This is a genomic window from Sulfurimonas sp. NW7, from assembly GCF_051132265.1.
GTDB lineage: Bacteria > Campylobacterota > Campylobacteria > Campylobacterales > Sulfurimonadaceae > Sulfurimonas > Sulfurimonas hydrogeniphila.
This window is the reverse complement of record NZ_CP093235.1, coordinates 1,168,556-1,190,262: the sequence shown is the minus strand read 5'-3', so window position 1 is coordinate 1,190,262 and position 21,707 is coordinate 1,168,556. Positions and strand designations below refer to the sequence as shown.

25 protein-coding genes are annotated in these 21,707 nt (G+C 37.2%); 8 read left to right on the top strand and 17 right to left on the bottom strand.

Annotation, left to right across the window (positions count from 1 at the left end; genetic code table 11):
* Positions 1 to 9 precede the first annotated feature (9 nt).
* The 4 genes from metG (at position 10) to MLC35_RS06245 (ending at position 4,944) form a co-directional block, all read left to right on the top strand.
* Complete coding sequence (gene metG, locus MLC35_RS06260) at positions 10 to 1,956, top strand: methionine--tRNA ligase (RefSeq protein WP_151900286.1); 1,947 nt, start codon at positions 10 to 12, stop codon at positions 1,954 to 1,956.
* Positions 1,953 to 2,966 carry a hypothetical protein gene (locus MLC35_RS06255; RefSeq protein ID WP_151900287.1) on the top strand — a complete coding sequence of 338 codons (1,014 nt, stop codon included), beginning with the start codon at positions 1,953 to 1,955 and terminating at the stop codon, positions 2,964 to 2,966. Before metG ends, MLC35_RS06255 begins: the two co-directional genes overlap by 4 nt.
* A gap of 313 nt (positions 2,967 to 3,279) precedes the next feature.
* Complete coding sequence (locus tag MLC35_RS06250) at positions 3,280 to 3,810, top strand: YceI family protein (protein WP_151900288.1); 531 nt, start codon at positions 3,280 to 3,282, stop codon at positions 3,808 to 3,810.
* Positions 3,811 to 4,944: a TRAP transporter substrate-binding protein gene (locus tag MLC35_RS06245; RefSeq protein WP_434636213.1), complete on the top strand. Its 1,134-nt coding sequence runs from the start codon at positions 3,811 to 3,813 to the stop codon at positions 4,942 to 4,944.
* On the opposite strand, the gene MLC35_RS06240 is transcribed toward MLC35_RS06245, so the two are convergent.
* On the bottom strand, positions 4,930 to 6,099 hold the full coding sequence (locus MLC35_RS06240) for a response regulator (RefSeq protein WP_434636211.1): 1,170 nt from the start codon (positions 6,097 to 6,099) through the stop codon (positions 4,930 to 4,932). The genes MLC35_RS06245 and MLC35_RS06240 overlap by 15 nt on opposite strands.
* A gap of 104 nt (positions 6,100 to 6,203) precedes the next feature.
* Between MLC35_RS06240 and MLC35_RS06235 the strand changes: the two genes are divergently transcribed.
* Entirely contained in the window at positions 6,204 to 7,421 is a 1,218-nt protein-coding gene (locus MLC35_RS06235) for a putative glycoside hydrolase (protein ID WP_434636208.1), read from the top strand.
* Here the strand turns inward: MLC35_RS06235 and MLC35_RS06230 are convergent.
* The gene (locus MLC35_RS06230) at positions 7,410 to 8,072 is read right to left on the bottom strand and encodes a M48 family metallopeptidase (protein ID WP_434636205.1); all 663 of its coding nucleotides are present in this window, start codon (positions 8,070 to 8,072) and stop codon (positions 7,410 to 7,412) included. The genes MLC35_RS06235 and MLC35_RS06230 overlap by 12 nt on opposite strands.
* Positions 8,065 to 8,748 carry a 7-cyano-7-deazaguanine synthase QueC gene (gene queC, locus MLC35_RS06225; RefSeq protein ID WP_434636202.1) on the bottom strand — a complete coding sequence of 228 codons (684 nt, stop codon included), beginning with the start codon at positions 8,746 to 8,748 and terminating at the stop codon, positions 8,065 to 8,067. The genes MLC35_RS06230 and queC overlap by 8 nt, the downstream gene beginning before the upstream one ends.
* A 56-nt stretch (positions 8,749 to 8,804) precedes the next feature.
* Here queC and MLC35_RS06220 point away from each other — a divergent pair, with 56 nt between their 5' ends.
* From MLC35_RS06220 to MLC35_RS06210, 3 genes are read left to right on the top strand one after another with little or no spacing between them, the layout of a single operon-like run.
* Complete coding sequence (locus MLC35_RS06220) at positions 8,805 to 8,984, top strand: hypothetical protein (RefSeq protein WP_151900295.1); 180 nt, start codon at positions 8,805 to 8,807, stop codon at positions 8,982 to 8,984.
* A 50-nt stretch (positions 8,985 to 9,034) separates the two neighbouring features.
* A complete protein-coding gene (gene ybeY / locus MLC35_RS06215; RefSeq protein ID WP_418640344.1) occupies positions 9,035 to 9,454 on the top strand; it encodes an rRNA maturation RNase YbeY in 420 nt (139 codons plus the stop codon).
* A gap of 10 nt (positions 9,455 to 9,464) precedes the next feature.
* The gene (locus MLC35_RS06210) at positions 9,465 to 10,394 is read left to right on the top strand and encodes a calcium/sodium antiporter (RefSeq protein ID WP_151900297.1); all 930 of its coding nucleotides are present in this window, start codon (positions 9,465 to 9,467) and stop codon (positions 10,392 to 10,394) included.
* A 2-nt stretch (positions 10,395 to 10,396) separates the two neighbouring features.
* Here MLC35_RS06210 and mrdA read toward each other — a convergent pair whose 3' ends face one another.
* The 14 genes from mrdA to MLC35_RS06140 form a co-directional block, all read right to left on the bottom strand.
* On the bottom strand, positions 10,397 to 12,184 hold the full coding sequence (gene mrdA / locus MLC35_RS06205; RefSeq protein WP_418640342.1) for a penicillin-binding protein 2: 1,788 nt from the start codon (positions 12,182 to 12,184) through the stop codon (positions 10,397 to 10,399).
* On the bottom strand, positions 12,181 to 12,633 hold the full coding sequence (locus MLC35_RS06200; RefSeq protein ID WP_151900299.1) for a hypothetical protein: 453 nt from the start codon (positions 12,631 to 12,633) through the stop codon (positions 12,181 to 12,183). The genes mrdA and MLC35_RS06200 overlap by 4 nt, the downstream gene beginning before the upstream one ends.
* The gene (locus MLC35_RS06195) at positions 12,600 to 13,061 is read right to left on the bottom strand and encodes an N-acetyltransferase (protein WP_434636197.1); all 462 of its coding nucleotides are present in this window, start codon (positions 13,059 to 13,061) and stop codon (positions 12,600 to 12,602) included. Before MLC35_RS06195 ends, MLC35_RS06200 begins: the two co-directional genes overlap by 34 nt.
* Positions 13,051 to 13,668: a ribosome biogenesis GTP-binding protein YihA/YsxC gene (gene yihA, locus MLC35_RS06190; protein WP_434636194.1), complete on the bottom strand. Its 618-nt coding sequence runs from the start codon at positions 13,666 to 13,668 to the stop codon at positions 13,051 to 13,053. Before yihA ends, MLC35_RS06195 begins: the two co-directional genes overlap by 11 nt.
* Positions 13,665 to 14,138, bottom strand: a complete 474-nt coding sequence (gene lptA, locus MLC35_RS06185; protein ID WP_346388771.1) for a lipopolysaccharide transport periplasmic protein LptA — start codon at positions 14,136 to 14,138, stop codon at positions 13,665 to 13,667. Before lptA ends, yihA begins: the two co-directional genes overlap by 4 nt.
* Positions 14,139 to 14,600 carry an LPS export ABC transporter periplasmic protein LptC gene (locus MLC35_RS06180; protein ID WP_418640338.1) on the bottom strand — a complete coding sequence of 154 codons (462 nt, stop codon included), beginning with the start codon at positions 14,598 to 14,600 and terminating at the stop codon, positions 14,139 to 14,141. It lies immediately after the preceding gene.
* Between the two features lie 67 nt (positions 14,601 to 14,667).
* A complete protein-coding gene (locus MLC35_RS06175) occupies positions 14,668 to 15,162 on the bottom strand; it encodes a KdsC family phosphatase (protein WP_151900304.1) in 495 nt (164 codons plus the stop codon).
* On the bottom strand, positions 15,159 to 15,731 hold the full coding sequence (hisB, locus tag MLC35_RS06170; protein WP_346388770.1) for an imidazoleglycerol-phosphate dehydratase HisB: 573 nt from the start codon (positions 15,729 to 15,731) through the stop codon (positions 15,159 to 15,161). The genes MLC35_RS06175 and hisB overlap by 4 nt, the downstream gene beginning before the upstream one ends.
* Before the next feature lie 2 nt (positions 15,732 to 15,733).
* Positions 15,734 to 16,516, bottom strand: a complete 783-nt coding sequence (locus tag MLC35_RS06165) for a septal ring lytic transglycosylase RlpA family protein (protein WP_188110062.1) — start codon at positions 16,514 to 16,516, stop codon at positions 15,734 to 15,736.
* Positions 16,509 to 17,732 carry a lytic transglycosylase domain-containing protein gene (locus MLC35_RS06160; protein ID WP_230973323.1) on the bottom strand — a complete coding sequence of 408 codons (1,224 nt, stop codon included), beginning with the start codon at positions 17,730 to 17,732 and terminating at the stop codon, positions 16,509 to 16,511. Before MLC35_RS06160 ends, MLC35_RS06165 begins: the two co-directional genes overlap by 8 nt.
* 73 nt (positions 17,733 to 17,805) lie before the next feature.
* Positions 17,806 to 18,582, bottom strand: coding sequence for a TatD family hydrolase (locus tag MLC35_RS06155; protein ID WP_346388768.1), 777 nt, complete (start codon positions 18,580 to 18,582; stop codon positions 17,806 to 17,808).
* On the bottom strand, positions 18,572 to 18,742 hold the full coding sequence (locus MLC35_RS06150) for a hypothetical protein (RefSeq protein WP_188110063.1): 171 nt from the start codon (positions 18,740 to 18,742) through the stop codon (positions 18,572 to 18,574). Before MLC35_RS06150 ends, MLC35_RS06155 begins: the two co-directional genes overlap by 11 nt.
* Positions 18,730 to 20,274: an AAA family ATPase gene (locus tag MLC35_RS06145; protein ID WP_346388767.1), complete on the bottom strand. Its 1,545-nt coding sequence runs from the start codon at positions 20,272 to 20,274 to the stop codon at positions 18,730 to 18,732. Before MLC35_RS06145 ends, MLC35_RS06150 begins: the two co-directional genes overlap by 13 nt.
* A gap of 12 nt (positions 20,275 to 20,286) precedes the next feature.
* Positions 20,287 to 21,300, bottom strand: a complete 1,014-nt coding sequence (locus MLC35_RS06140) for an integron integrase (protein WP_434636188.1) — start codon at positions 21,298 to 21,300, stop codon at positions 20,287 to 20,289.
* Positions 21,301 to 21,707 lie beyond the last annotated feature (407 nt).

The window sequence follows — 21,707 nt, the reverse complement described above, 5'->3', positions numbered from 1 at the left end:
GAACATACATTGAGTAAATACATAACAACACCTATATACTATGTCAACGGAGAGGCTCACATCGGGCATGCTTACACGACTTTCATTGCAGATACTCTGGCACGCTATGAGAGACTCAAAGGTGAAGATACTTTCTTTTTGACAGGAACAGATGAACACGGACAAAAGATAGAAGAGTCTGCAAAAAAAGCAGGAAAACCTACACAGGAGTTTGCAGACGAAATCAGTGCGACTTTTAAGAATCTTTGGGATGAGTTCGGTATAAGTTATGATAAGTTTATACGTACAACTGATGAAGAACACAAAAAAGGTGTACAAAAAGCTTTTGAAGTGATGTATGCAAAAGGTGATATTTACAAGGACTTCTATGAAGGCCATTATTGTGTAAGTTGTGAAACATTTTTTCCCGAAACACAGCTTATAGACAGTGAATTTTGCCCTGACTGCGGAAGAACAACAAGTGTGGTAAAGGAAGAGAGCTATTTTTTCAGACTTTCAAACTATGAAGATAAGCTGCTGGAACATTATGCAAGTCATCCTGATTTTATTATGCCCCGCTCGCGTGCAAATGAAGTTGTAAATTTTGTAAAAGGCGGTCTGCGTGACCTTTCTGTAACACGCACATCATTTAGCTGGGGGGTGAAAATGCCTAAAAGTATCGGAGATGACAAACATGTTATGTATGTTTGGCTTGACGCACTTTTAAACTATATCACAGCTCTTGGTTATGGTTCGGATGAAAAACTTATGAATTATTGGCCGGCTGATGTTCATTTTGTCGGAAAAGATATTCTTCGTTTTCATGCTATTTACTGGCCTGCATTTTTAATGAGTCTGGATCTCCCTCTTCCTAAGCATATCGGTGCGCATGGCTGGTGGACACGAGACGGTGAAAAAATGAGCAAATCAAAAGGAAATGTTGTTTCTCCAAAAGAAGTTGCGGATGCCTATGGTGTAGAAAATCTCCGTTACTTTATGCTTAGAGAAGTTCCTTTTGGCCAAGACGGTGATTTTTCACAACGTGCTTTTATAGACCGTATAAACTCTGAACTTTCAAATGATCTTGGAAACCTGCTCAATCGTATCATAGGTATGAGTGGAAAATATTCTGATTTTCAAATAGACAGCGTAGATGTAGAAAAATACCATTCTAAAGAGATTGAGCAAATGAATCTGATTTTGGATTCTCTTGATACATTTTTAGAAAATCTGCAACCACACAGGTATCTTGAAGAACTGTGGAAACTTTTTGCAATAGGAAACGGTGTTATACAAGAGTATGAACCATGGGTAAAAATGAAAAACGGACAAAAAGACGAAGCACTCGCTACTGTAGCTGTTGTTGCAAATATACTGGCAAAAGCGGCTGTAATGCTTCACCCTGTTATGCCAAATACAACAAATATCATAGCGGATGCACTCTCTTTTGAAATAAATACAGCAAGTTACAAAGAGCTTATACTAGAGAAAAAACTGTTGAAATTATTTAATATTAAAAAAGTGCCGCCTCTTTTTCCCAGAATCGAAGAACCTTTGATGCAAGAAGTGCCAAAGGCAGAACCTGTGACAGCAACAAAAAAAGAACAAAGCTCCAAAAAACAAACAAAAGAGACGAAAAAAGAAAATGACAACCTTATTGAAATTGGTCAATTTTTTGAAACATCTTTGAAAGTCGGAACTGTTGTAGAAGCTGAGGAAGTACCAAAAAGTAAAAAACTTTTAAAATTACAGATTGATTTAGGCGAAGAGAATTTGAGACAGGTTGTTGCCGGTATAAAAGAGTTTTATTCTCCTGATAATTTGATAAATACTCAAGTGTGTGTTGTAGCCAACCTCAAACCTGCCAAATTAATGGGAATGATAAGTGAAGGAATGCTTCTTGCTGCAAAAGATGAAGACGGTCTTTGTCTAATCAGACCGGAAAAACCTAAAAAAGCAGGCACACCTGTTGGATGAGACTGGAAAATACTTTAGCACTTATACACGGAGAACTGGTAAATACTCCCTTTGTAAGTAATTTTAACAATATTGTTTTTGATGCAAAAGCGGTGAAGAGAGGTGATCTTTTTATAGCTTTTGATGAAGGTTCCATAGAAGATGCTGTTTTTAACGGTGCCTACGGTGTAGTGTTTGACAAGCCTACGCAGATAACAGACAGTGAGATAGCCTGGATAAAAGTGAAAGATTTGGAAGACGCAATCAAACGACTTTTGCGTTTTGAACTTATCGCTAAAGAGATATCAGTATATGCCTGTGATGAGATTGTTCTCAAAATTGCTTTACAGGTTGTTACAGAACCGAGTTTCATCGCTTTGCACGGGGATATAAAAAGTATCTTTAAAGAGTTGTCAAATATAGAAAACGGTTCCACTCTTCTCTTTAGCCCTGCTCTTACTTCTTCGGATTTATTTACAAAAATCAAAGAGTTGCCAAAAAGTAAGGCACAAAGTATCAATATCATTGAACAGACACTTTTTGAAACATCTTTCATTTATGACAATGTTTTTTATGAAAGACAACTTATCTCACCATTCTTTATGCCCTATCTTGAGCAACTGCTTTATCTTTTTAAAGTGCTGAAAATTAATTTCAGACTAAGAAAATTTACGCCGATTGATCATTTTGAAGCAGTTTTTACAAATAAAAGTTTTGAGATAAAAGAGTTTGGAACCAGTGACAAAGTATTGATATTTGAAAAAAGCACCTCTTTGATAGAGAATGAAATACTTTTTTTACAAAAACAGGCAAGCTGGGCCAAAATTATTTATATTATTCCCTCTACATGTAAACAAAGGCTCGATGCTGATCTTCTGAAACAGAAAAATTTATTTTTTTATAAAAATAAAAATGAAATCAAAAATATTTTACAGGCAAACAATTTTCATTTTGCCCTGATAGTCGGTGTAGATAAATCAATACTGGAAAAACCTTTAATAAGGCAAACTCAACTGACTTTGGATTTTTAAAAAATAATGGTATATTACAAGAGCGTAAGTACCTATCCAAAAGAAATACCAAAAAAAGTAAAAGAAGAATGGTGTGAGTGCAAGGCAGATTTTTGATAGACTAGCCGTAGCTAATCTGATGAAATCTAACGAAGTCAATCGTGCCATTATTCTTTTACCCAAAGGGAGAGCTAAAAAAGCAGTATCTACTTCGTTAAAACCCCTTGAAGCTACTAGTAGCTCCTACGGAGTTTTGCCTTGTACCTACTACTTTTTTAACTCTCTTTTTTTGGTGTTTCTTTTGGATAGGTACTTAACTACAAAAGGATAAAAAATGAAAAAAATCATATTAGCGTTACTTTTAGCCGGGGCTTCACTTTATGCACTTGAAGTGCAAAATACGACAGTGAAGTTTACCGCATTCAAAACATATGCGAAAAAAGGTGTGAGCGGCGTTTTTGACAAAATCAGAGTCAAAACACAAAAAGCGGATACAGTTACTACTCTTTTAAGAAATGCAACAGCAGAGATAGAAACATCGAGTGTCAACAGTGGAAACAAAGGCAGAGACGCAAAACTGGTTGCACAGTTTTTTAATGTTCAAGATGTCAAGCGCATCAAAGCAAAAATTATTGATGTTACAAAAAATACTCTTATATTGCAATTGAACATGAATAATAAAACTTTAAATATTCCTATGAGCTACAGTATTGCAAACAACACAGTTAATGCAAAAGGGACAATAGATTTGGCAGATTTTATGATGTTGCAGTCTTTGAAATCAATCAACAAGGCATGTTATGCTCTTCATCAGGGTAAAACATGGCAAGATGTAAACATATACTTTACAATGCAATATAAATAGATGAATCGCAGAGATTTTCTAAGTACCGCAACACTCACTTCTGCAGCTATAGCCCTCGGTGGCTGTAATGAAGGGAATCATGTCGCAATAGACTATTCAAAACATCCTAAAAAACACAATGATGCTGTGAAAAATGTTCATTTTAATAAAAACAAAAAAACAGTTATCAAACTTGCAACAAGCTGGCCCGCACATTTCCCTATAATGGGTACGGGTGTTGAAGAATTCGCACAGCGTCTTCATGTCATCAGCGGTGGCAGTTTGGAGATAAAAATTTATCCTAAAAATGTTCTTGTTCCTGCTTTGGCTGTCTTTGATGCCTGTTCCAGCGGGCAAATAGATGCTTTTCATTCCGGTCCCTATTACTGGAAAGGAAAAAATTCTGCTTTTTCTCTTTACAGTGGTATTCCTTTTGGTTTTACCGCTGAAGAAGTAAACTCATGGATGCTCTATGGTGACGGTATGAATTTATGGAGAGAACATTATGCAAAACACAATCTCTATCCGTTTTTAGGCGGAAACACAAATATTCAAATGGGCGGATGGTTTCGAAAACCTATAAACTCTTTGGCTGATATGCAGGGACTTAAAATGCGAATTCCCGGTCTTGGCGGAGAGGTTTTTTCACGCATGGGGGTCAATCCTGTTTTGTTGCCTGCGGGAGAAATTTATACTTCTTTAGAGCGTGGTGTCATTGATGCAACAGAGTGGGTGGGCCCTGCCCTTGACATTAAAATGGGGTTTTATAAAGTTGCTCCTTATTATTATTCCGGTTGGCATGAACCGGGTTCTGTTCTTGAATTAACATTCAATAAACATACATGGAACAAGCTTGCCAGTGAACATCAGTCTATGATTGAAGTGGCTGCAAGTGAAATGAATGCAAATATGGCAACGAAATTTCATCATGAGAATATCTACGCTTTGCAAAAACTCAAAAGTTTACATGTAACGCTTGCACAGTTTCCGGATGATGTAACCGAAGCCGGGAAAAAAGCACTTCAGGAAGTCATCCATGATCTCAGCAGCAAAAACAATGATTTTGCCGAAGTGTATGCCTCTATAAAAGCATACCTGAACCTTTCTAAAGAGTGGAGTGATGTGAGTCTTGGATATTTTCTAAATGTCAGATAAGCCCTTTCTTTGTATAAATATGTAAGTTATATCATCCTCCTGATCAAAAACCTGTTTTTTTCTTTTTGCTTCAAGTTCATTGATGTCTTTAGCTTCTTTAAAATCTTTTCCAAGGTACTTCCCGTAAAATTCCGAAGAATCCCTGACGGAGTTTTCATTGAGTCCGTCACTGAAAACAAGTATCTTGGATATTTTTTTTATATCAAGGATTGTAGTATTTATACTTTTTGTATAGCTTGCCAAAGGAGGATTGTTCGATTTTATTTTTGCAACATCATTACTGTCATCTTTTATACATAAAATCGCAGGCATGGAAAACATAGCATATTCCAGTCTCTCTTTACTGCTAAAATAGAGAAAAGTTGCACAGATAACCTCTTCTTCAAGTAAATTCGGCGCGATAAACTCCAAAAGCTGTTTTATGAGCTGTGTTAAAGAAAATTTTTTGTTTTTTATCATTTGATTTATTATGTTGTTCGCAGATGCACTGCACAGCATGGCTGTAACAGCTGCCGATATTCCTTTTCCCATACCGTCAACCAAAAACATAAAATATCCATCATCTGAAATCTTTCTTATAATATAACTGTCCCCGCTTAAAATATCTTTTGGTTGATAAAAAACTTCACATGTAAAGTGTAAAAATTTTTTATTTTCCTGCAAGTCATTTTTTATAATTGTTGTCTCTTTTTGATAGGTTAAAGTTTCCTGATAATTAGAGTAACAGAGTTTTTGCTGTTGTGCCTGCATCAGCAGTCTGTCTGCCAATACCGATTTTGCGACAAACTCCAAAGTAGAAAAAATTGACTGTGAGGAAATGGGTTTTTTGATAAAGCTTGTGATATGCAAATCAATCGCATTTCTCAGTATTTCCAGGTTTTCCAATCCGGTGAGTAAAATAACAGGGATGCTCGGATCCACTTCTCTGATTTTTTGTGTCATTTGCAAACCACTCATCAACGGCATGGAATAATCTGTCAATACAATATCTATAGACTCTTTTTGAAAAAGTTCAAATCCCTCCATTCCATCATAAGCAGTATAAACATTTTTAAAAAACATACAAAAAAGGGAATTATATATTTCTATAACATTTTTATCATCATCGACACAAAGTATATTTAAAGTATTGTAGATTTTAAGACTGTTTTTCATAAGTAATGCTCAATTAAAGATTTTATACTATTTTAGCAATATTATATTAACTTTGTTAGCTTAATCATAGTAGTATTTCAAAAAATAGAACAAAAGGGATTTCATTGAAAAAAATACTGTTGTTATGCATCTTTCTTTCAACTTTCACTTACGCTTCTTTTAAAGGAAAGATTGTTGATGAAAAAACTCTGCAGCCTGTAAAATCTGCTTTTGTCAGCGATTCAACAAGAACTGTCAAAAGTGATGAAAACGGTTCGTTCTTTATAGCTTCAAAAGAAAACAGATACCATATCAAAGCCTATGGATACAGACCTTATACGTTTACATCTGATACAAACACAACAACATTGAAACTTGAACCCATTCATGTAAAAGCACTCTACTTAACCTTCTGGGGTGCCAGCAACAACTCCGGTACGTTAAAAAAAATACTCCATCTCATAGAGACAACCGAGGCAAATGCCGTGGTGGTAGATGTTAAAAACGAATACGGTTCTACCCAGTTTTGGACTGGCTTCAAGCAGGCCAATGAGTATGGTGCCTACAAGCAGCGTACGAACAGAGATATTAAAAAATTTATAAAAACTATGAAAGAGCGGCATATCTATACCATTGCCAGAATTGTAACCTTTAAAGATGAACTGCAGGCTTCTCACAATATTGACTACGCCATCAAAAAAAATAAAAAAATATGGAGAAATCATGACAATATGGCCTGGGTGGACCCTTTTGACAAACGTGCGCACAATTATGCCATAGCTATTGCCGAAGAAGCTGCAAAGGTCGGCTATGATGAAATCAATTTTGACTATATCCGTTTTCCTGCAAAAAAAGGATTGCAGTTTTGCAGACAATGCACGCAACCAAACCGGATAAAAGCAATAGAGGGGTTTTTGAAAGAGGCACAGAGAAGATTAAAAAAATACGGTGTTTTTATCTCTGTTGACACCTATGGAAATATTTGCTGGGCAAAAGATGACAACGGCATAGGACAGACTGTTACATCACTGGCAAATTACGCAGACTACTTATGTCCGATGCTCTACCCTTCAGGCTTTTCAAGCGGCTCTTTTTATTTTAAATATCCGGCTAAACACCCCTATGAGGTTGTATATCGAAGTATAAAAAAGATTCAAGACAGAATTCCAAGCAATAGAGTCCGCCCATGGCTGCAGTATTTTAAAGATTATACATCTTCAAGAAAAGCGTATAAGAGAGAAGAAATACAGGCACAAATCAAAGCTGCAGAGGATATAGGAACAAACGGATGGATGCTCTGGTCGCCTTCAAGCAAGTATCATCAGGAGTATTTACAAAGATAGAGAAATATTTTTCAGTTTTTTTCTGAGTACTTTTGCGTGAGGCAGGTATTTTGCAACGAGGTCATGAAAATCTTTTGAGTGGTTCATATGGACAAGATGTGCAAGTTCGTGGACTATTACATAATCTATCAGCTCTTTATGTACTTTTATCAGTTGGGTGTTGAATGTAATGATTTTTGCAGAGCTACAGCTTCCCCACCGGCTTTTCATCTTTCTGAATTTTAAAGTTTTGTATTCCTGTTGCATTATCTGGGCAAAATAGTCTACTCTTTGAGGCAGATACTCTTTGGCTGTATATGTATAAAAATTATCATATGCAGACAGAACTTTTGTCTTGTCTGATGTTTGCAAGCACTGCAGTTTTTTTCGCAGGTAATGCGCTTCATCACTGTCTATACTGTATATTTCACCAAACAGCAGCACTTCATCCTCCAGGTTTACATGTAAAGGCTTGCGCAGAGAATTTTTATGTAACTGTTTTCGAATCCAGGACTCTTTATCCTGAAAAAACTCTATCGCATACTTTTTTTGCCTGTATGGCGTTTTTATGATAATGCTTGAATCATGCTTTATCTGTATGTAACTGTGCTTAAGTTTTGGAGCATATACAAGCTGTGCCGTAAGCTCTTTACATGTAACCGTTTTATGCATAGGGAATCGGGTCGCTCACGCCTGTTTTTTCAAAGCCGTTTAAACGGAGTCTGCAGCTGTCGCACACACCGCAGGCCTTGTCTTCGTTTTTATAGCAACTCCATGTCAGGTCCAAAGGAACATTCAGTTTTAGGGCTTCTTCTACGATCTGCGATTTTTTGAGATGCACCAGCGGCATTTTTATTTCTATCTTTGTGTCATCTTTTGTGCCTAGATTGATTGCTTTTTGCATAGCCTGTATATATTCTTCCCTGCAATCCGGATACCCGCTGCTGTCCTCTTCAACAACGCCTATACTGATAACCTCCGCAGCCTCTTTTTCAGCTATTGCTGCGGCCATAGAGAGAAATATGCCGTTTCTAAACGGTACATACGTTACAGGAACACCCTCTTCTACTCCGCCTGTAGGTACTTCTATGTTTATGTCTGTCAGTGCAGAAGCACCAAGTTGTTTAAAAAAATCCAAATCTAAAATATACTTTTGCTTTACATGTAAACTTTGACATATATTTTCAAAACATGCAAGCTCTTTTGCCTGTGTTCTTTGGTCATAATTAAAATGAACTGCTATAACTTCATAGCCTTGATTCTTCATCATATAGGCGCTTAACGTAGAATCCATACCTCCGCTCATGATGCAAACAGCTTTTTTATTTGTGTTATTTTCTTTTTTCATGGTACAATTTTACCATAAGTGTTATATACTTTAGTATTTCAAACAAGGAGGAAGTTATGGAAGTATCATCTTCAACACAAACTTCATCAGGGCTGGGACAAACAGATATTATGAAAAAAGCGCAGGATGTACAGGCGCAGCAGATAGAAAAAATCATTCAGGCTGCTCAGGAGCAATCCAAACAAATGACTGCACAAAAAACCGGTGTAGGAAGCAATCTTAATATTACAGGCTGAATTTCTCCTCTTTCTTGGCAGATGTTTTCTCATCTGCTATAATTCCACTTATGATAGATATTGACAACAAAACTTCTTTTGAAGTAAACAACACGCTGCTCCAAAAAATTGCTTTAAGTATGACAGATAAAGACATAGAACTTGTCATTACTGCAAATGATGAGATACGGCAAATAAACAAAGAGTATAGAAACATAGACAAACCAACCGATGTGCTCAGTTTTCCCTATGAAGAGATGCCTATGAGTCCACTTGGAAGCATAGTTGTTTCTTATGATTTTGTACGTGAAAAAGCTGCAGAGTTCAAGCATACACAAGAAGATGAATTTACACTCCTTTTTATACACGGACTTTTACATCTCCTTGGATATGATCATGAAACAGATAATGGCCAAATGCGAGAAGAAGAAGAACGGCTCATTAATGAGTTTCAGCTTCCGAAAAGTTTAATAGTAAGAACACAGGGATAGGTACTTAACAATGGATTATATTATATTTATTTCGGCAATGGCCGCTTTGATTTACGGGGCTGATTTTATCATTAAAGAGTCAGAACGGATTGCACTGCACTTTAACATTTCACACTTTGTCATCGGTGCGACTTTGGTGGCTTTTGGCACCTCTTTGCCGGAAATGGCGGCTTCTATGGTGGCATCGGCACACGGAAAAAGCGATATGGCCGTTGCCAATGTCGTAGGAAGTGTCATTTTTAATATCACTTTGGTACTGGGTATTGTTTTTATGATTGCGAAATCCATGAATCCGGACAGGGATCTTTTCTCAAAAGACAGTGCCTGGGTTATTGTACCTCTGGTAATCTTTTTTATTATGACGCTCGACGGAAAGATCAGCCGCATTGACGGTGCTTTGTTTTTACTTATGATGGTTTCATATATCATATTTTTGTTTTCAAGCAACAAAGAAGAGCTTGAAGGTGAAATAGATGAAGATTTGGTCAAAGAAAAATTTAATTGGTTAAAAAGTGCTCTACTGTTGGGTGTTGGTTTTGTTTTAACAATCGGAGGCGCCAACTTTGTTGTAGAGAGCGGTACAAATATAGCAAGAAGTTTACATGTAAGTGAGTGGATTATCGGTCTGTTTTTAATCTCTTTGGGTACTTCTCTGCCTGAACTTGTCGTCTCTCTTGTCGCCGTAAAAAAAGGCAATGCCGAGATGAGTATAGGAAATATCATAGGTTCAAATGTAGCCAATTTTTCTATGGTTTTAGGAGGTGCGGCTCTTTTGAATCCGCTGAGTGTAAATCTGGCAGCTACAAAATTTGACATGCTTATTCTTGCTGCAGCCTCCATAGCGCTTTTGTTTGTTTTGGCAAACAAGCTGTACAACAAAGCCGGAGGCATTTTTTTGCTTATAATTTTAGCACTGTTTATTCAAAATTCTTTTGCATAAAATTATTTTTTCTTGATATACCCAAGTTCTAAAAGCCTGTTGTATATGTCAGAAACAATAGAACCCGCTGCATGTCCGCCGTGTCCGCCGTGTTCTACCATAACAGTTACAACATACTGAGGATGTTTATACGGTCCATAAGTTGTAAACCAGGCATGTGATCTCTTGTAGTAAGAGAGTTCATGTTCCTTCTTTCTTTTTAAAATATCCTGTTTTATACCTATGACCTGTGCCGTCCCTGTTTTGCCTGCTATTTTTACTTTTACATGCAAATAATTCGTGGCCGTTCCGTGAGGAGAATTACATACCTGATACATCGCCTTTTGGATAACAGGAAGTTTTTTCAATTCCACTTTGTTCAACACATTTTTGTAGCTGCTTTTATACTTTTTATCTCCAATCAAAGAAACAAAATGTGGAGTAGGCAGCTTTCCGGTTGCCATAAGCGCTGTTTCTCTGGCAATCTGTATAGGCGTTACAAGAAAATCACCCTGCCCGATTGCCATATTTGCCGTTTCGCCTATATTCCATATTTTATGGTATTTTCGTAGCTTCCATTCACGGGAGGGAACAACACCTATAAATTCATTGGGCAAATCTATACCTGTTTTTTTACCAAAACCATAGCGTTTTAAGCCGGCACTCATTTTTTTATTGCCCAGTACCAGGCTTCCTTTATAGAAAAAATCATCACAACTCTCCCGTATTGCTTTTGTGATGTTGGTGTGTCTGTGCCCTTTTTTCTTCCAGCATCTAAACGTTCTTCCGCCTAACTTCAGGTTTGAGCGGCAGTCAACACTCCAGTATTCATTCAAGTCCGTAGTGATATATAAAAGCCCCAAAAGAGGTTTAATGGTCGAACCTGGCGGATACAAACCGTGTGTCATTTTATTTGTAAAAGGGTGATCAAGACTTGATGAGAGTTCATCATACATTTTATAGGACATTCCGGAAACAAAAATATTTAAGTCATAATTTGGATAACTGCCCGCAGCTAAAATGGAACCGTCAACATTCATAACAATTACAGCACCTACCTTGCCTTCAAAAAGCTTTGAGATGTACTTTTGCAACTCCATATCAAGCGTAAGTTTCAGTTTTCTCTCCTCATCAGGACTTTTATAACTTAACTCCTCCACTTCCCGATTGTTGGCATTGACTTTTATCTCTTTTACTCCAGGTGTACCCTGCAGGTAAGAATTATAGTATTTTTCAAGACCTGTTTTTCCGGTGTAGCCTATGAGGTCAAGCAGAGGGTCTTTGTCAATATCTTTTTGGTTTGCACGAGAAACATAGCCTATCATATGTGCAGCAATATTTTTATACGGATAGTATCTTTTGGGTGCCGGAAGAATTTTAATGTTTTTTCGCAGGTTCAGCATAGAATATACCGGCATCATTTTTTCATATGGTATGAAATGGACAACATCTATGAAGTTGTGGTTATAGTATGAGTCTTTTTTTCTGTAGTTTTTAATAATTTTTTCTTTGTCTAAATCAGGCAGTGCTTTCTTTAAAAAAGAGACGGTGTCATTAAATTCGTTTTTATGTTTTTTCAAGAGCAAATGAGGTGCAATTTGGATTTTAAATCCAAGTTTGTTAATAGCTACAGGTCGATTGTATCTGTCTACTATCTCACCTCTGACAGGTGCTATCTGCTCATGTTTGATGGTGTTTTGCAATGAAAGCCTGCTGTAGTAACTGTTTGATTCAACGGCCAGATAGAAAACGCGCACTATAAGTGCCAGCCAGATTGATACAAACACAAAAATAATAAATTTTATTTTCATAAGAGACCTATTAAAAAGAATTCAATTACTATATAGTAAATTATATAGTAATTTATATTTGGCTGTGGCAATAAAAAAATATTTGACAACAGTGTCAGAAAAAGAAAATAACCAAGATAGACAAGGATGGCTGTCAGTGCTCGAATACAAACTGAACAGTTGGAATTTTTGGTGATTTGAGGCATAATAAATTTATACAATACATAAAAATAGACAACTGCACTCAAAAGCATATATCCGTAGTTGGCTTCAAAAACAACAAGACACAGTACAACAACAAAAACAGAGAGTGTGTCGTCATTGTCAAGTGCACGGGCAAAAAGTACATACAGAAGTGTCAGCATTGGCGGCAAAAACGGATAAATAGTGCCCAAACTGTCATACAGTACAAAAAGCACTATATAAAAGAGTGAGATTACAGGTTTTTGATGAGAGATACTTCGTTGCATATCGGAAAGTGTTTACATTTAATACAATCGGCCCAAATTTTATGTTCGGGAAGGGACTCTTTTGGAATTTCCACAAATCCCAGTCTTTCAAAAAAAGATTGCTTGTAGGTGAGACTCAGTACTTTTTGAAGACCGAGTGTTCTGCCCTCATCAACAGCGCATTCAACCAGGTTTTCTCCTATTTTCTGTCCCCGAAACCCCTCTTTTACAACCAAAGAGCGTATTTCGCCAAGATATCTTGTGTGGATGTGGAGTGCCGTAAAACCGACAAGTTCATCAGCTATAAAAGCCAAAGTATACGAACGGATATTTGTTGCGATTTCATCCTCGCTTCTTTCTAAAATGATACCGCTCTGCACTTCAGGCTGTACCAGATCTCTCATTTTTTCAATATCTGAGAGTTTCGCCTTGGTGTAGTCAATCTTCATCTGTCTTCTCTTGCAGTATTTCATAAATGACTTGAACAATTTTATTGATTCCTCTTTTTTTCGCACTTGAAACCATTAAAGCATTTGGAAACTCTTTTCGAAGTGCACTTTGCTCTTTTTGATTTAATTTGTCAATTTTTGTAAAAATCTGAATAATATACTGGTTTTCTCTTGCCGTGCTAAAAAGAAAATCACTCACTGCCGTATCTATTTCCAAATGGGGATGTCTGCAATCTATAAGGTGTATGAAAATCTTTATCTCTTCCCTGTTGGCTATATAGTCTGTCAGATTTTTTTCCCAATCATGCTTGAGAGATTTTGCTACTTTTGCGTAGCCAAAACCAGGTAAATCTACAAATTTTGCTACAATTTTATTGGAGGTTTCTCTGTCTAGAAAGGTAACATCAAAATAATTTATAAGCTTTGTTTTTCCGGGAGTTGAAGAGACTTTAGCCAACCCTTTGTGATTTGTCAAAGCGTTGAGCAGCGAACTTTTTCCAACATTTGAGCGTGCCATAAAAACTACTTCGTTCTGTTCTTCGGATTCCGGAGCTGCATTGACATTCGGAGCCGATGTTATAAACTTTGCCTCAACAATGTCTATCATTTTTTTTCCTTTTCGTCTTTTATATCAAATATCATAATGACAGGCTCTTTTGCAACACCTTTGGCATAGGCTTTCCCGCTTATCGCCTGCAAAATAACTTCATCACCGAAAATCTCTTTTTTCTCGTTGAGTTGCTGCAGATGTACATTTCCAAAAAAGTGATACTCTTTTTTTAAAGGCAGGTAGACGACTTTTTGTGCAACACCTCTGTAGTTTGCTCCCTCTACTGTTTTTATTACAAAAGAAGCATTTCCGACAGCTACAAATTTTGTGGGCTTGTTGTTTTTGTCCGTATATACTGTAACCTTGGAGGCGTTAAGTTCATCATTGACTTTTTTAATTCTGACATGTCCGGTAAAAACTGAAATACCTTTTTTCTGGTCGCCTCTAAACTCATCTGCTTTGATTTTAAGCTCTTGTGAAAAGAGTAGAGTCTGTAAAAAAAGTGTTAGTACAAGTAGATATTTCATCTATTTTTCCTCTTTTAATTGATATGTAGCAATAACATTTTTAGAATAAATCTTTTTTGTAATATTATTGTATTTTATATAGTCGCCGATGACTACATTGTCATTCAGGTAGGCAGTGTATTTTGTATTGCTGACTACATCTGCTGTTTTTTTATTGTAAAGTGCTTCTTGGCTTTTAAATGTCAGTCCGTCTTCTCGCACATAGACAACATGACCGCTCAGCTTGACGATTTCATTTTTATATACACCCAGGTCAGAGACCATATTTGCAATATATTTTTTCGAATTGTCGGTATAGTCCATATCTTTTATCTCATATCTCTCAGCGTATCTTGTTCCGGTGTTTCCAAGTAAAATTGTCGCCAATCCGTGAGTATCAAGTTCATACATCGTAAAATCACTCAATTCAAAGAGTGGCACATCTGTAAAATGGTGTATTTTTACATCCATAGGTTTGAACATGAAAAATATCATCAGCAAAAGCGTAATGACAAAGGTTAAAAATATATTGATATTGATTTTTTACTCCTTACACCCAGACAGATAAAAATGCTTCTTTTTGGTCATTTTCTTTCACTAAAATATCTATCATCTCTCTTACCGCACCATTGCCGCCGCTTTTTGAGAGTGTTGTATTGACAAGTTCTTTAATTGCATCATGCCCGTCACTCGGAGTAAAACTTCTCCCGGCAAGACGCAGCATATTATAGTCATTCAGATCATCGCCGATTACGCCAACCTCATAAAACTCCAGACCGAGTTCAGCAATGATTTTTCTTAGAATACTCTCTTTGTCCCGTATACCCTGGTACAAATGCTGCACTCCCAGTTCTTTGGCTCTTTTTTCAACGATAGAGGAATTTCTTCCTGTTATAATGGCAACCTGATTTCCCGTTTTTATCCAGGTTGTTATGCCAAGTCCGTCTTTTACATTAAAATTTTTGCTTTCAAATCCCTCTGCCGAGTATATAAGTTTACCATCAGTTAAACAACCGTCAACATCCAATACTATCAGTTTAATCATAAAACATCTTTTGTACTTGGGATGCCGACTCTCTCATTCTTTGCCGTTGCCCGTCTGAGTGCAACAGCGACCGCCTTAAATGCCGCTTCTATAATGTGGTGTTTGTTTTTCCCGCGGCACTCTATAATGTGCATGCTTATTCTTGCATTTAAGGCAAAGGCACGAAAAAACTCTTCAACAAGCTCTGTATCAAACTGCCCTACTTTTCCACTGACACTGAGTTCATAGACCAAAAAAGGACGATTGCTCAGATCCAAATCGCAGGAGACACATGCCTCATCCATCACAATGTTTGCACTCCCAAAACGCTCCATATTTTTTACAGGGTAAAGAGTCTGAGCAAGCACAGAGCCTAAAACAATGCCCACATCCTCAACACTGTGATGGTCATCTATATGCGTATCCCCTTTACATGTAACGTCCAAATCAATGAGAGAGTGTTTGGAAAAACTCTCAAGCATATGGTCTAAAAAGCCGACACCTGTATTAATATTACTTTTGCCTGTACCGTTGATATCGAGTGATACTGTTATATCGGTCTCTTTGGTTGTTCTTGTTTTTGTAATCATTTTTAATCCTCTCTCACTATAAATGCACCTTTGAATATGCCGTTTGCCTTGTAGTCTCTTGCTTCTTGTTCACTTTTAAAGCCTTTGAGCCAGACTTTGAACATTCTGCCGTTTGGTGTCTGCATATCTTTGATGACAGTTGTATATCCGTCTGTATTATTATACTTTTCCTGTGTCCTTATTGCGCCGTTTATATTTGAAAAAGAGGCAATCTGCAATGCAAAACTGCTTAATTCCACACTCTTAGGTGATTTTTTCAACTGTTTTTTATTTGGTATCTTGTTTTTGCCTTTTCCTGCAAAACCAAGCACTTCAAGTGTTACAGGAGCAGTTCCCGTGCCTATCATGTCGATTTTTGAGGCTGCCGCTTTTGAGAGGTCTATAATTCTTGTCGAGACAAAAGGCCCTCTGTCATTGATGCGAACCACCGTACTTTTTCCGTTTCTTCTGTTGGTCACTCTTACAATGGTGTTCATCGGCAGTGTTTTATGTGCAGCTGTCATATCCCACATATTGTATCTTTCACCGTTAGATGTAAACTTTCCGTGAAAATTCGGTCCGTACCAGCTTGCATTGCCTCGGAATCTGTCTCCGACACTTACGACAGTCGGATAGTACCGTTTTCCGTGTACCACATAAGGACGCATCGTCGGATGTGAATATTTTTTCTGACTGTATGCGGGGCTTGAGTATTTATGATGTATGTAGCTGCTCGGTCCTCTTGTGCTGCATCCGCTTGTAAACAAAGTAATACCAAGCACCGATAAAAAAAATATTTTATTCATACAGCTTCAACCTTTCGCCGACCCGAATCAAAGATCCTTTGATGTTGTTTTGTGCCCGTATGTTTTTAATGCTGATTTTATGGGCTCTTGCGATGGAGCCTAAAGAATCACCTTTTTTTACCATATAATAATGCGTACTTTGAAATTTTTTGTGTTTAGTGTTTTTTGCTATAGGAATGACAAGCTTTTGTTTGATTCGTAAACGGTTTGTGCGCAGTTTGTTGAAATCTTTAATCACCTTGTACGAAACACCGTATTTTTTGCCAATACGGGAAAGGTTTTCTCCCCGTCTGACTACATGTATCTTGTAGATATTCTGTATGGGTTCCTGAAAATACTTTTGCTTGTATTCTGCGAGTTTGATATACGGTATATAAACATCGTATCCATCTGCATATGGCGGAACAAAATCATATTTTAAATGTCTGTTGAGCTTTTTCAAATCTTTTAAGGGAATATGAATAAGTTTTGAGAGTCGTGCCAAAGACTCTCCGCGGGGCAGTTTCACGGTTGCAATCGAGTAGGCGTTTGCACGATTTAAAAGGTACTCATACTCACTGTGCAGCATATACTGCTCGTCACTGCCTATCAGGGCAAGGGCAACAATTTTGCGGATATAGTAGCGGCTCTCTCTCGGGATATAGTGTTTTTTAGGATTGAGTAAAACAGAAAGTTTGTCTGTTTTTGCCTTTCTGATTGCCTTGCTTAACGCACCGCCGCCACAGTTATAGGCAATGGCAGCCAAATACCATTTTCCAAACCGCTTATGCAGTGCCGAAAGGTATTTTGCCGCCGCTTCGGTTGATTTGATCAAATCGCGTCTCTCATCTACATACTCGTCAATTTTCAGATGAAAAAGTTTGCCTGTTGCGGGCATAAACTGCCACAGTCCGGCTGCTCGTTTATTAGAATAGGCCTTTGTGTGAAAATTTGATTCAGCCATGGCAAGATAGAGAAACTCCTGAGGAACATTGTATTTTGAGAGTGTACTCTTAATGGCAGGAATAAACAGATAGGCATCTTCCATCGCCTTGAAAAAATGTTTGTCTCTTGACAATGTTTTTGCTTTCATTCTGTTCATTACAGGGTCATACAAAAATGACGGTTCTATATCAAATGAGTCCAACAATGCCAGTTCTTTGTTGTAGTTTGATTCATACGTCAAATTCGCCAAAAGAAGAAACGGGAAACACAGGGTTAATATATATTTAATCATAGACAACTTTTTAATTTTAATTTATGCTATTTTAGCCAAAATTCTATTAAAAAAAGTTGTAACCACTATGATATTAAGAAATATGAAAGAGTTTCAGGGCATTTTCTGTGGTCAAATTTTCTATTTCCTCTTTTGGAATCTCTAAGATTTCTGACATTTTTTGTGCCACAAGAGTTGTATAAAGCGGTTCGTTTCTCTCTCCTCTGTGTGGTGTAGGCGTCAAATACGGACCGTCTGTTTCTATAAGAAGTTTCTCTTTTGGTATACGTGGTAAAATATTGACAAGCTTTTTGGCATTTTTAAAAGTCAAAACACCGCCTATGCCAAAGTAGAAGTTTTCATTTGCCAAACTTAAAAGCTCATCGTCGGCATTAAAACAGTGCAGCACACCACCCACTTCACCTGCATTATGCTCCAGCAGCAGCATTTTTGCATCATGCGAAGCGTTGCGGATATGGACTATTAAAGGCTTTTTGTGTTTTTTGGCAAACTCTATCTGTGCTGCAAAAACCTTTGCCTGCGCCTCTTTTTCCTGTGCTTTTTCTGCATCACTGCCTTCAAGACGAAAGTAATCCAGCCCGCATTCACCGATTGCCACACATTTTTCATGTTCCACGTACTTTTCAAAATAGGATATATCAAAACCCTCGATGTCATACGGATGCACTCCTATGGCAAAATAGACATCTTCATATCGTTCTGCAATGCTTATGGCTTTTTTCAAACTGCCAAGATCCGCTCCGGGAATGATAAAACGCTTCACCCCACCCTCTCTGGCACGCTCCAATACCGCATCCAAATCTTCATCATACCGGTCATCATCCAAATGTATATGTGTGTCAATTATCATTTTTCTTTTCTCTTCTCTTCTTTACATGTAATATATTTCGTATCATTAAAAATATAAAAAACACAGAAACCAAAACAGAACCGCCTGCGAGGAGTGTATTGCCTGCATTGTAAAAACTGTATGCCAAAAACAGTCCTACAATTGAGATCACGAAACACATCTGTTTGCCTCCAACAGCTCTTTTGCAAACTTTTTGGCTTCACTCGAAACAGTTTCTCCACTGATGATTCTGGCTATTTCATCGACTCGTTCGTTCATGTTCAGCTCTTTTGTTTTTGATATTTTACCATCTTTATAGACCAAAAAGTGCTGATTTCCCATAGAAGTCAGTTGCGGCTGATGAGAAATCACAAATATCTGAAAATGTTCAGAGAGCTGTTTGAGAACTTTTGCCACGCTCATAGACTCCTCACCGCTTAGATTCGCATCTATTTCATCCAGCATTAACACCCCGCCGTTGTTGCTCATAAACTCTGACTTTAAAGCCAAAACTGCCAGACGGAGCCTGTTAAACTCACCCGTACTTATTTTGGAAAGTTCCGTGTCATTGAGTTCAATCTCCAGCTTGTCCTGTCCGTAAAGGCTGTATGGTGTTGTGCGCATGTGGATCTTTGCATCTCTTAAATACAAATTATGCAAGTAGCGATTTAAGTCTTTGACAAAACCCGGCAAAGCTTTTTCACGGCAGGAACTCAATGCATCGGCAAGCTCTTTAACTTCTGCAGAGAGCTTTTCATACCTTGTATGCAAATCGTTTTTTGCACTTTCAATATTTTCATATTTTACAAGTTCAAGCTCTTTTTGCTTTTTATACTCCAGTGCTTCTTCTATGCTTCCGTACCTGCGTTTGAGTCCGCTTAAGGCCTCTATACGGTTCAGCACCTCCTCCACGTCAACATCATCCAATGCGCTAAAACGCTCCTGCGAACTCTCCAAGATACTTCGCAACTCATTCATGGCATCATCAAAAAAACTGCTCGATTCATCCAAAGCATCCAGGGCGGATGAAACCAAATGCTCGTAATTGAAAATCTCATTTGCCGACTCTATACTGCCTAAAACTTTCTCTTTTTTTGAAAGCGCTTTTTTAATTTGCAACAGTTCTTCATCTTCGCCTATAACAGGGTTTATGTCTTCTATTTTTTTTATCTCATACGCTGCAAACTCTTTTAACTCAACAATTTTTCTCTCTTCTTCTTCTATTACATGTAATGCTTTTTTTACTTCTTGATATTCTAAAAAGCTTTTTTTATAGGACTCTTTTATCTTCGCAATTTTTTGGGATTTGCTCTCTGCCCTTTTATCTAAAATGTCAAGCAGGTTTTCATTTTCAAAATCGCTGAAGTCTTTTAAACTCAAATGACGGAGATACTGAGATGCAACCCGACTGATAGCTTTGCGAGAAAGGCTTTGGTTGTTAATAAAGTAACGTGATTTTTCTTTTTTGATGTGTTTAAACACGTTGATATCATCATTTTCAATGCCGCACTCCTCTTCGTCAATCGTCCAGGTAACACTTGCTTCACAAACAGAAGCATCACAAGACGCACCCCCGAGCGATGAAAGTATAGACTCCATAAGTATAGACTTCCCGCTCCCACTGGGACCGGTAAACACAACCAGACCCGATTGCAAATTAAGCTCCGCTTCTTTAAAACTCAAATAATCTTTCAAGTAAAATCTTTCTATCATTCTTTTGCCTTTTTAAAAGTCCAAAGGACTTATGAGTTTTGCTTTGTTCATCTCAGAAACTACATGTCTGGCACTAAATGCCGATACCACCGTCGCTAAAGCGAAAGTGTGGTGTAACCACTTAAGTGTTTCTACAGATTTATGCCCTAAAAGCTCTTGAATACTTCTTAAGTCTATGCCTGCTTGCAGTAAATGAGTCGCATAAGAGTGTCTAAAAATATGCGAAGTAACGCGTTTGTTTAAGTTAGCTTTTTGAGCTGCTGCTTTTATATTTCTGCCTAATGTTTTTGGATGAATATGGTGCCTTCTAATCGTATCACTCCGAGGGTCTTTTGAGACTTTAGTCATAGGGAAAATATATTGCCACTTTGTTTCAAACTTTGCTTTTGGAGATTTTCTTTCATAAGCATGAGGCATATATACAGAACCGTATCCATCCTTTATATCTTTAGCATGTATGCCTTTAACATAGTCAATTTGTGCAAAAAGTCTTTGCTTTATTACTTGAGGAAGAGGAACTGTTCTATCTTTTAAACTTTTAGAATCCCATATATAAAGTTTATCAAATCCAAAATCTATATCCTTAATCCTTATATTTAATGCTTCGCTCATTCGTAAGCCACAGCCATACATAAGATATACTATAAGTTGATATATCCCTGTCAGATTTTCTAAAATTTTCTGTACTTCATCTTTGGTTAAAACAACTGGTATATGTTTTCTTTCTTGTGCTCGTAAAGCCTGAATATTTTCATTTGACAAGTCTATATCTAAAACTTGAGTATATAAAAATAAAAGTGCAGAAAAAGCTTGATTCTGTGTAGTAGGACTTACTTTTCTCTTAACTGCCAAATAAGTTAAAAATTCTTCTATCTCTTTCTTGCCCATTTCAACGGGATGCTTTTTTTTATGAAAAAATATATACTGTTTTATCCAGCCAGTATAAGACTGCTCTGTTTTAATACTATAATGCTTAAATCTAATTTTTTCACGAACCAAATCAAGTAGTTTTTTCTTCATTTGCATAATAACTCCTTTAGAACTAGACAGACATTATGTCCTTTCTCTACAGTTTATCTTTATTAGAAAGACATTTTGTCCAACTATTAGACTATTTTTCAGTAAAAGGTACATTTAGAATTTTTACAATAGTAGCTCTTTTTTTGTTTTAAACTAATTTTTATTGCAAACTGTCATATTTTTAAAAATAGAAAGACAATTATCATGTCTCACTATTTTTGTTTTTTAAGGTTTATGTGTATATAATGTCTCCTATTAAATAGTTATCCGCTCACTGCGTGACCGGATAACGGGGGCGCGGGTTGAACACCCGCTAGTCATCTGTCGCACAGCGCCAGATAACAAGCGGGAGGAATGAGCAACAACATCAGAAAATAAATTTTCAGATGTCGCCGTCATTCACCCGCCCCCCC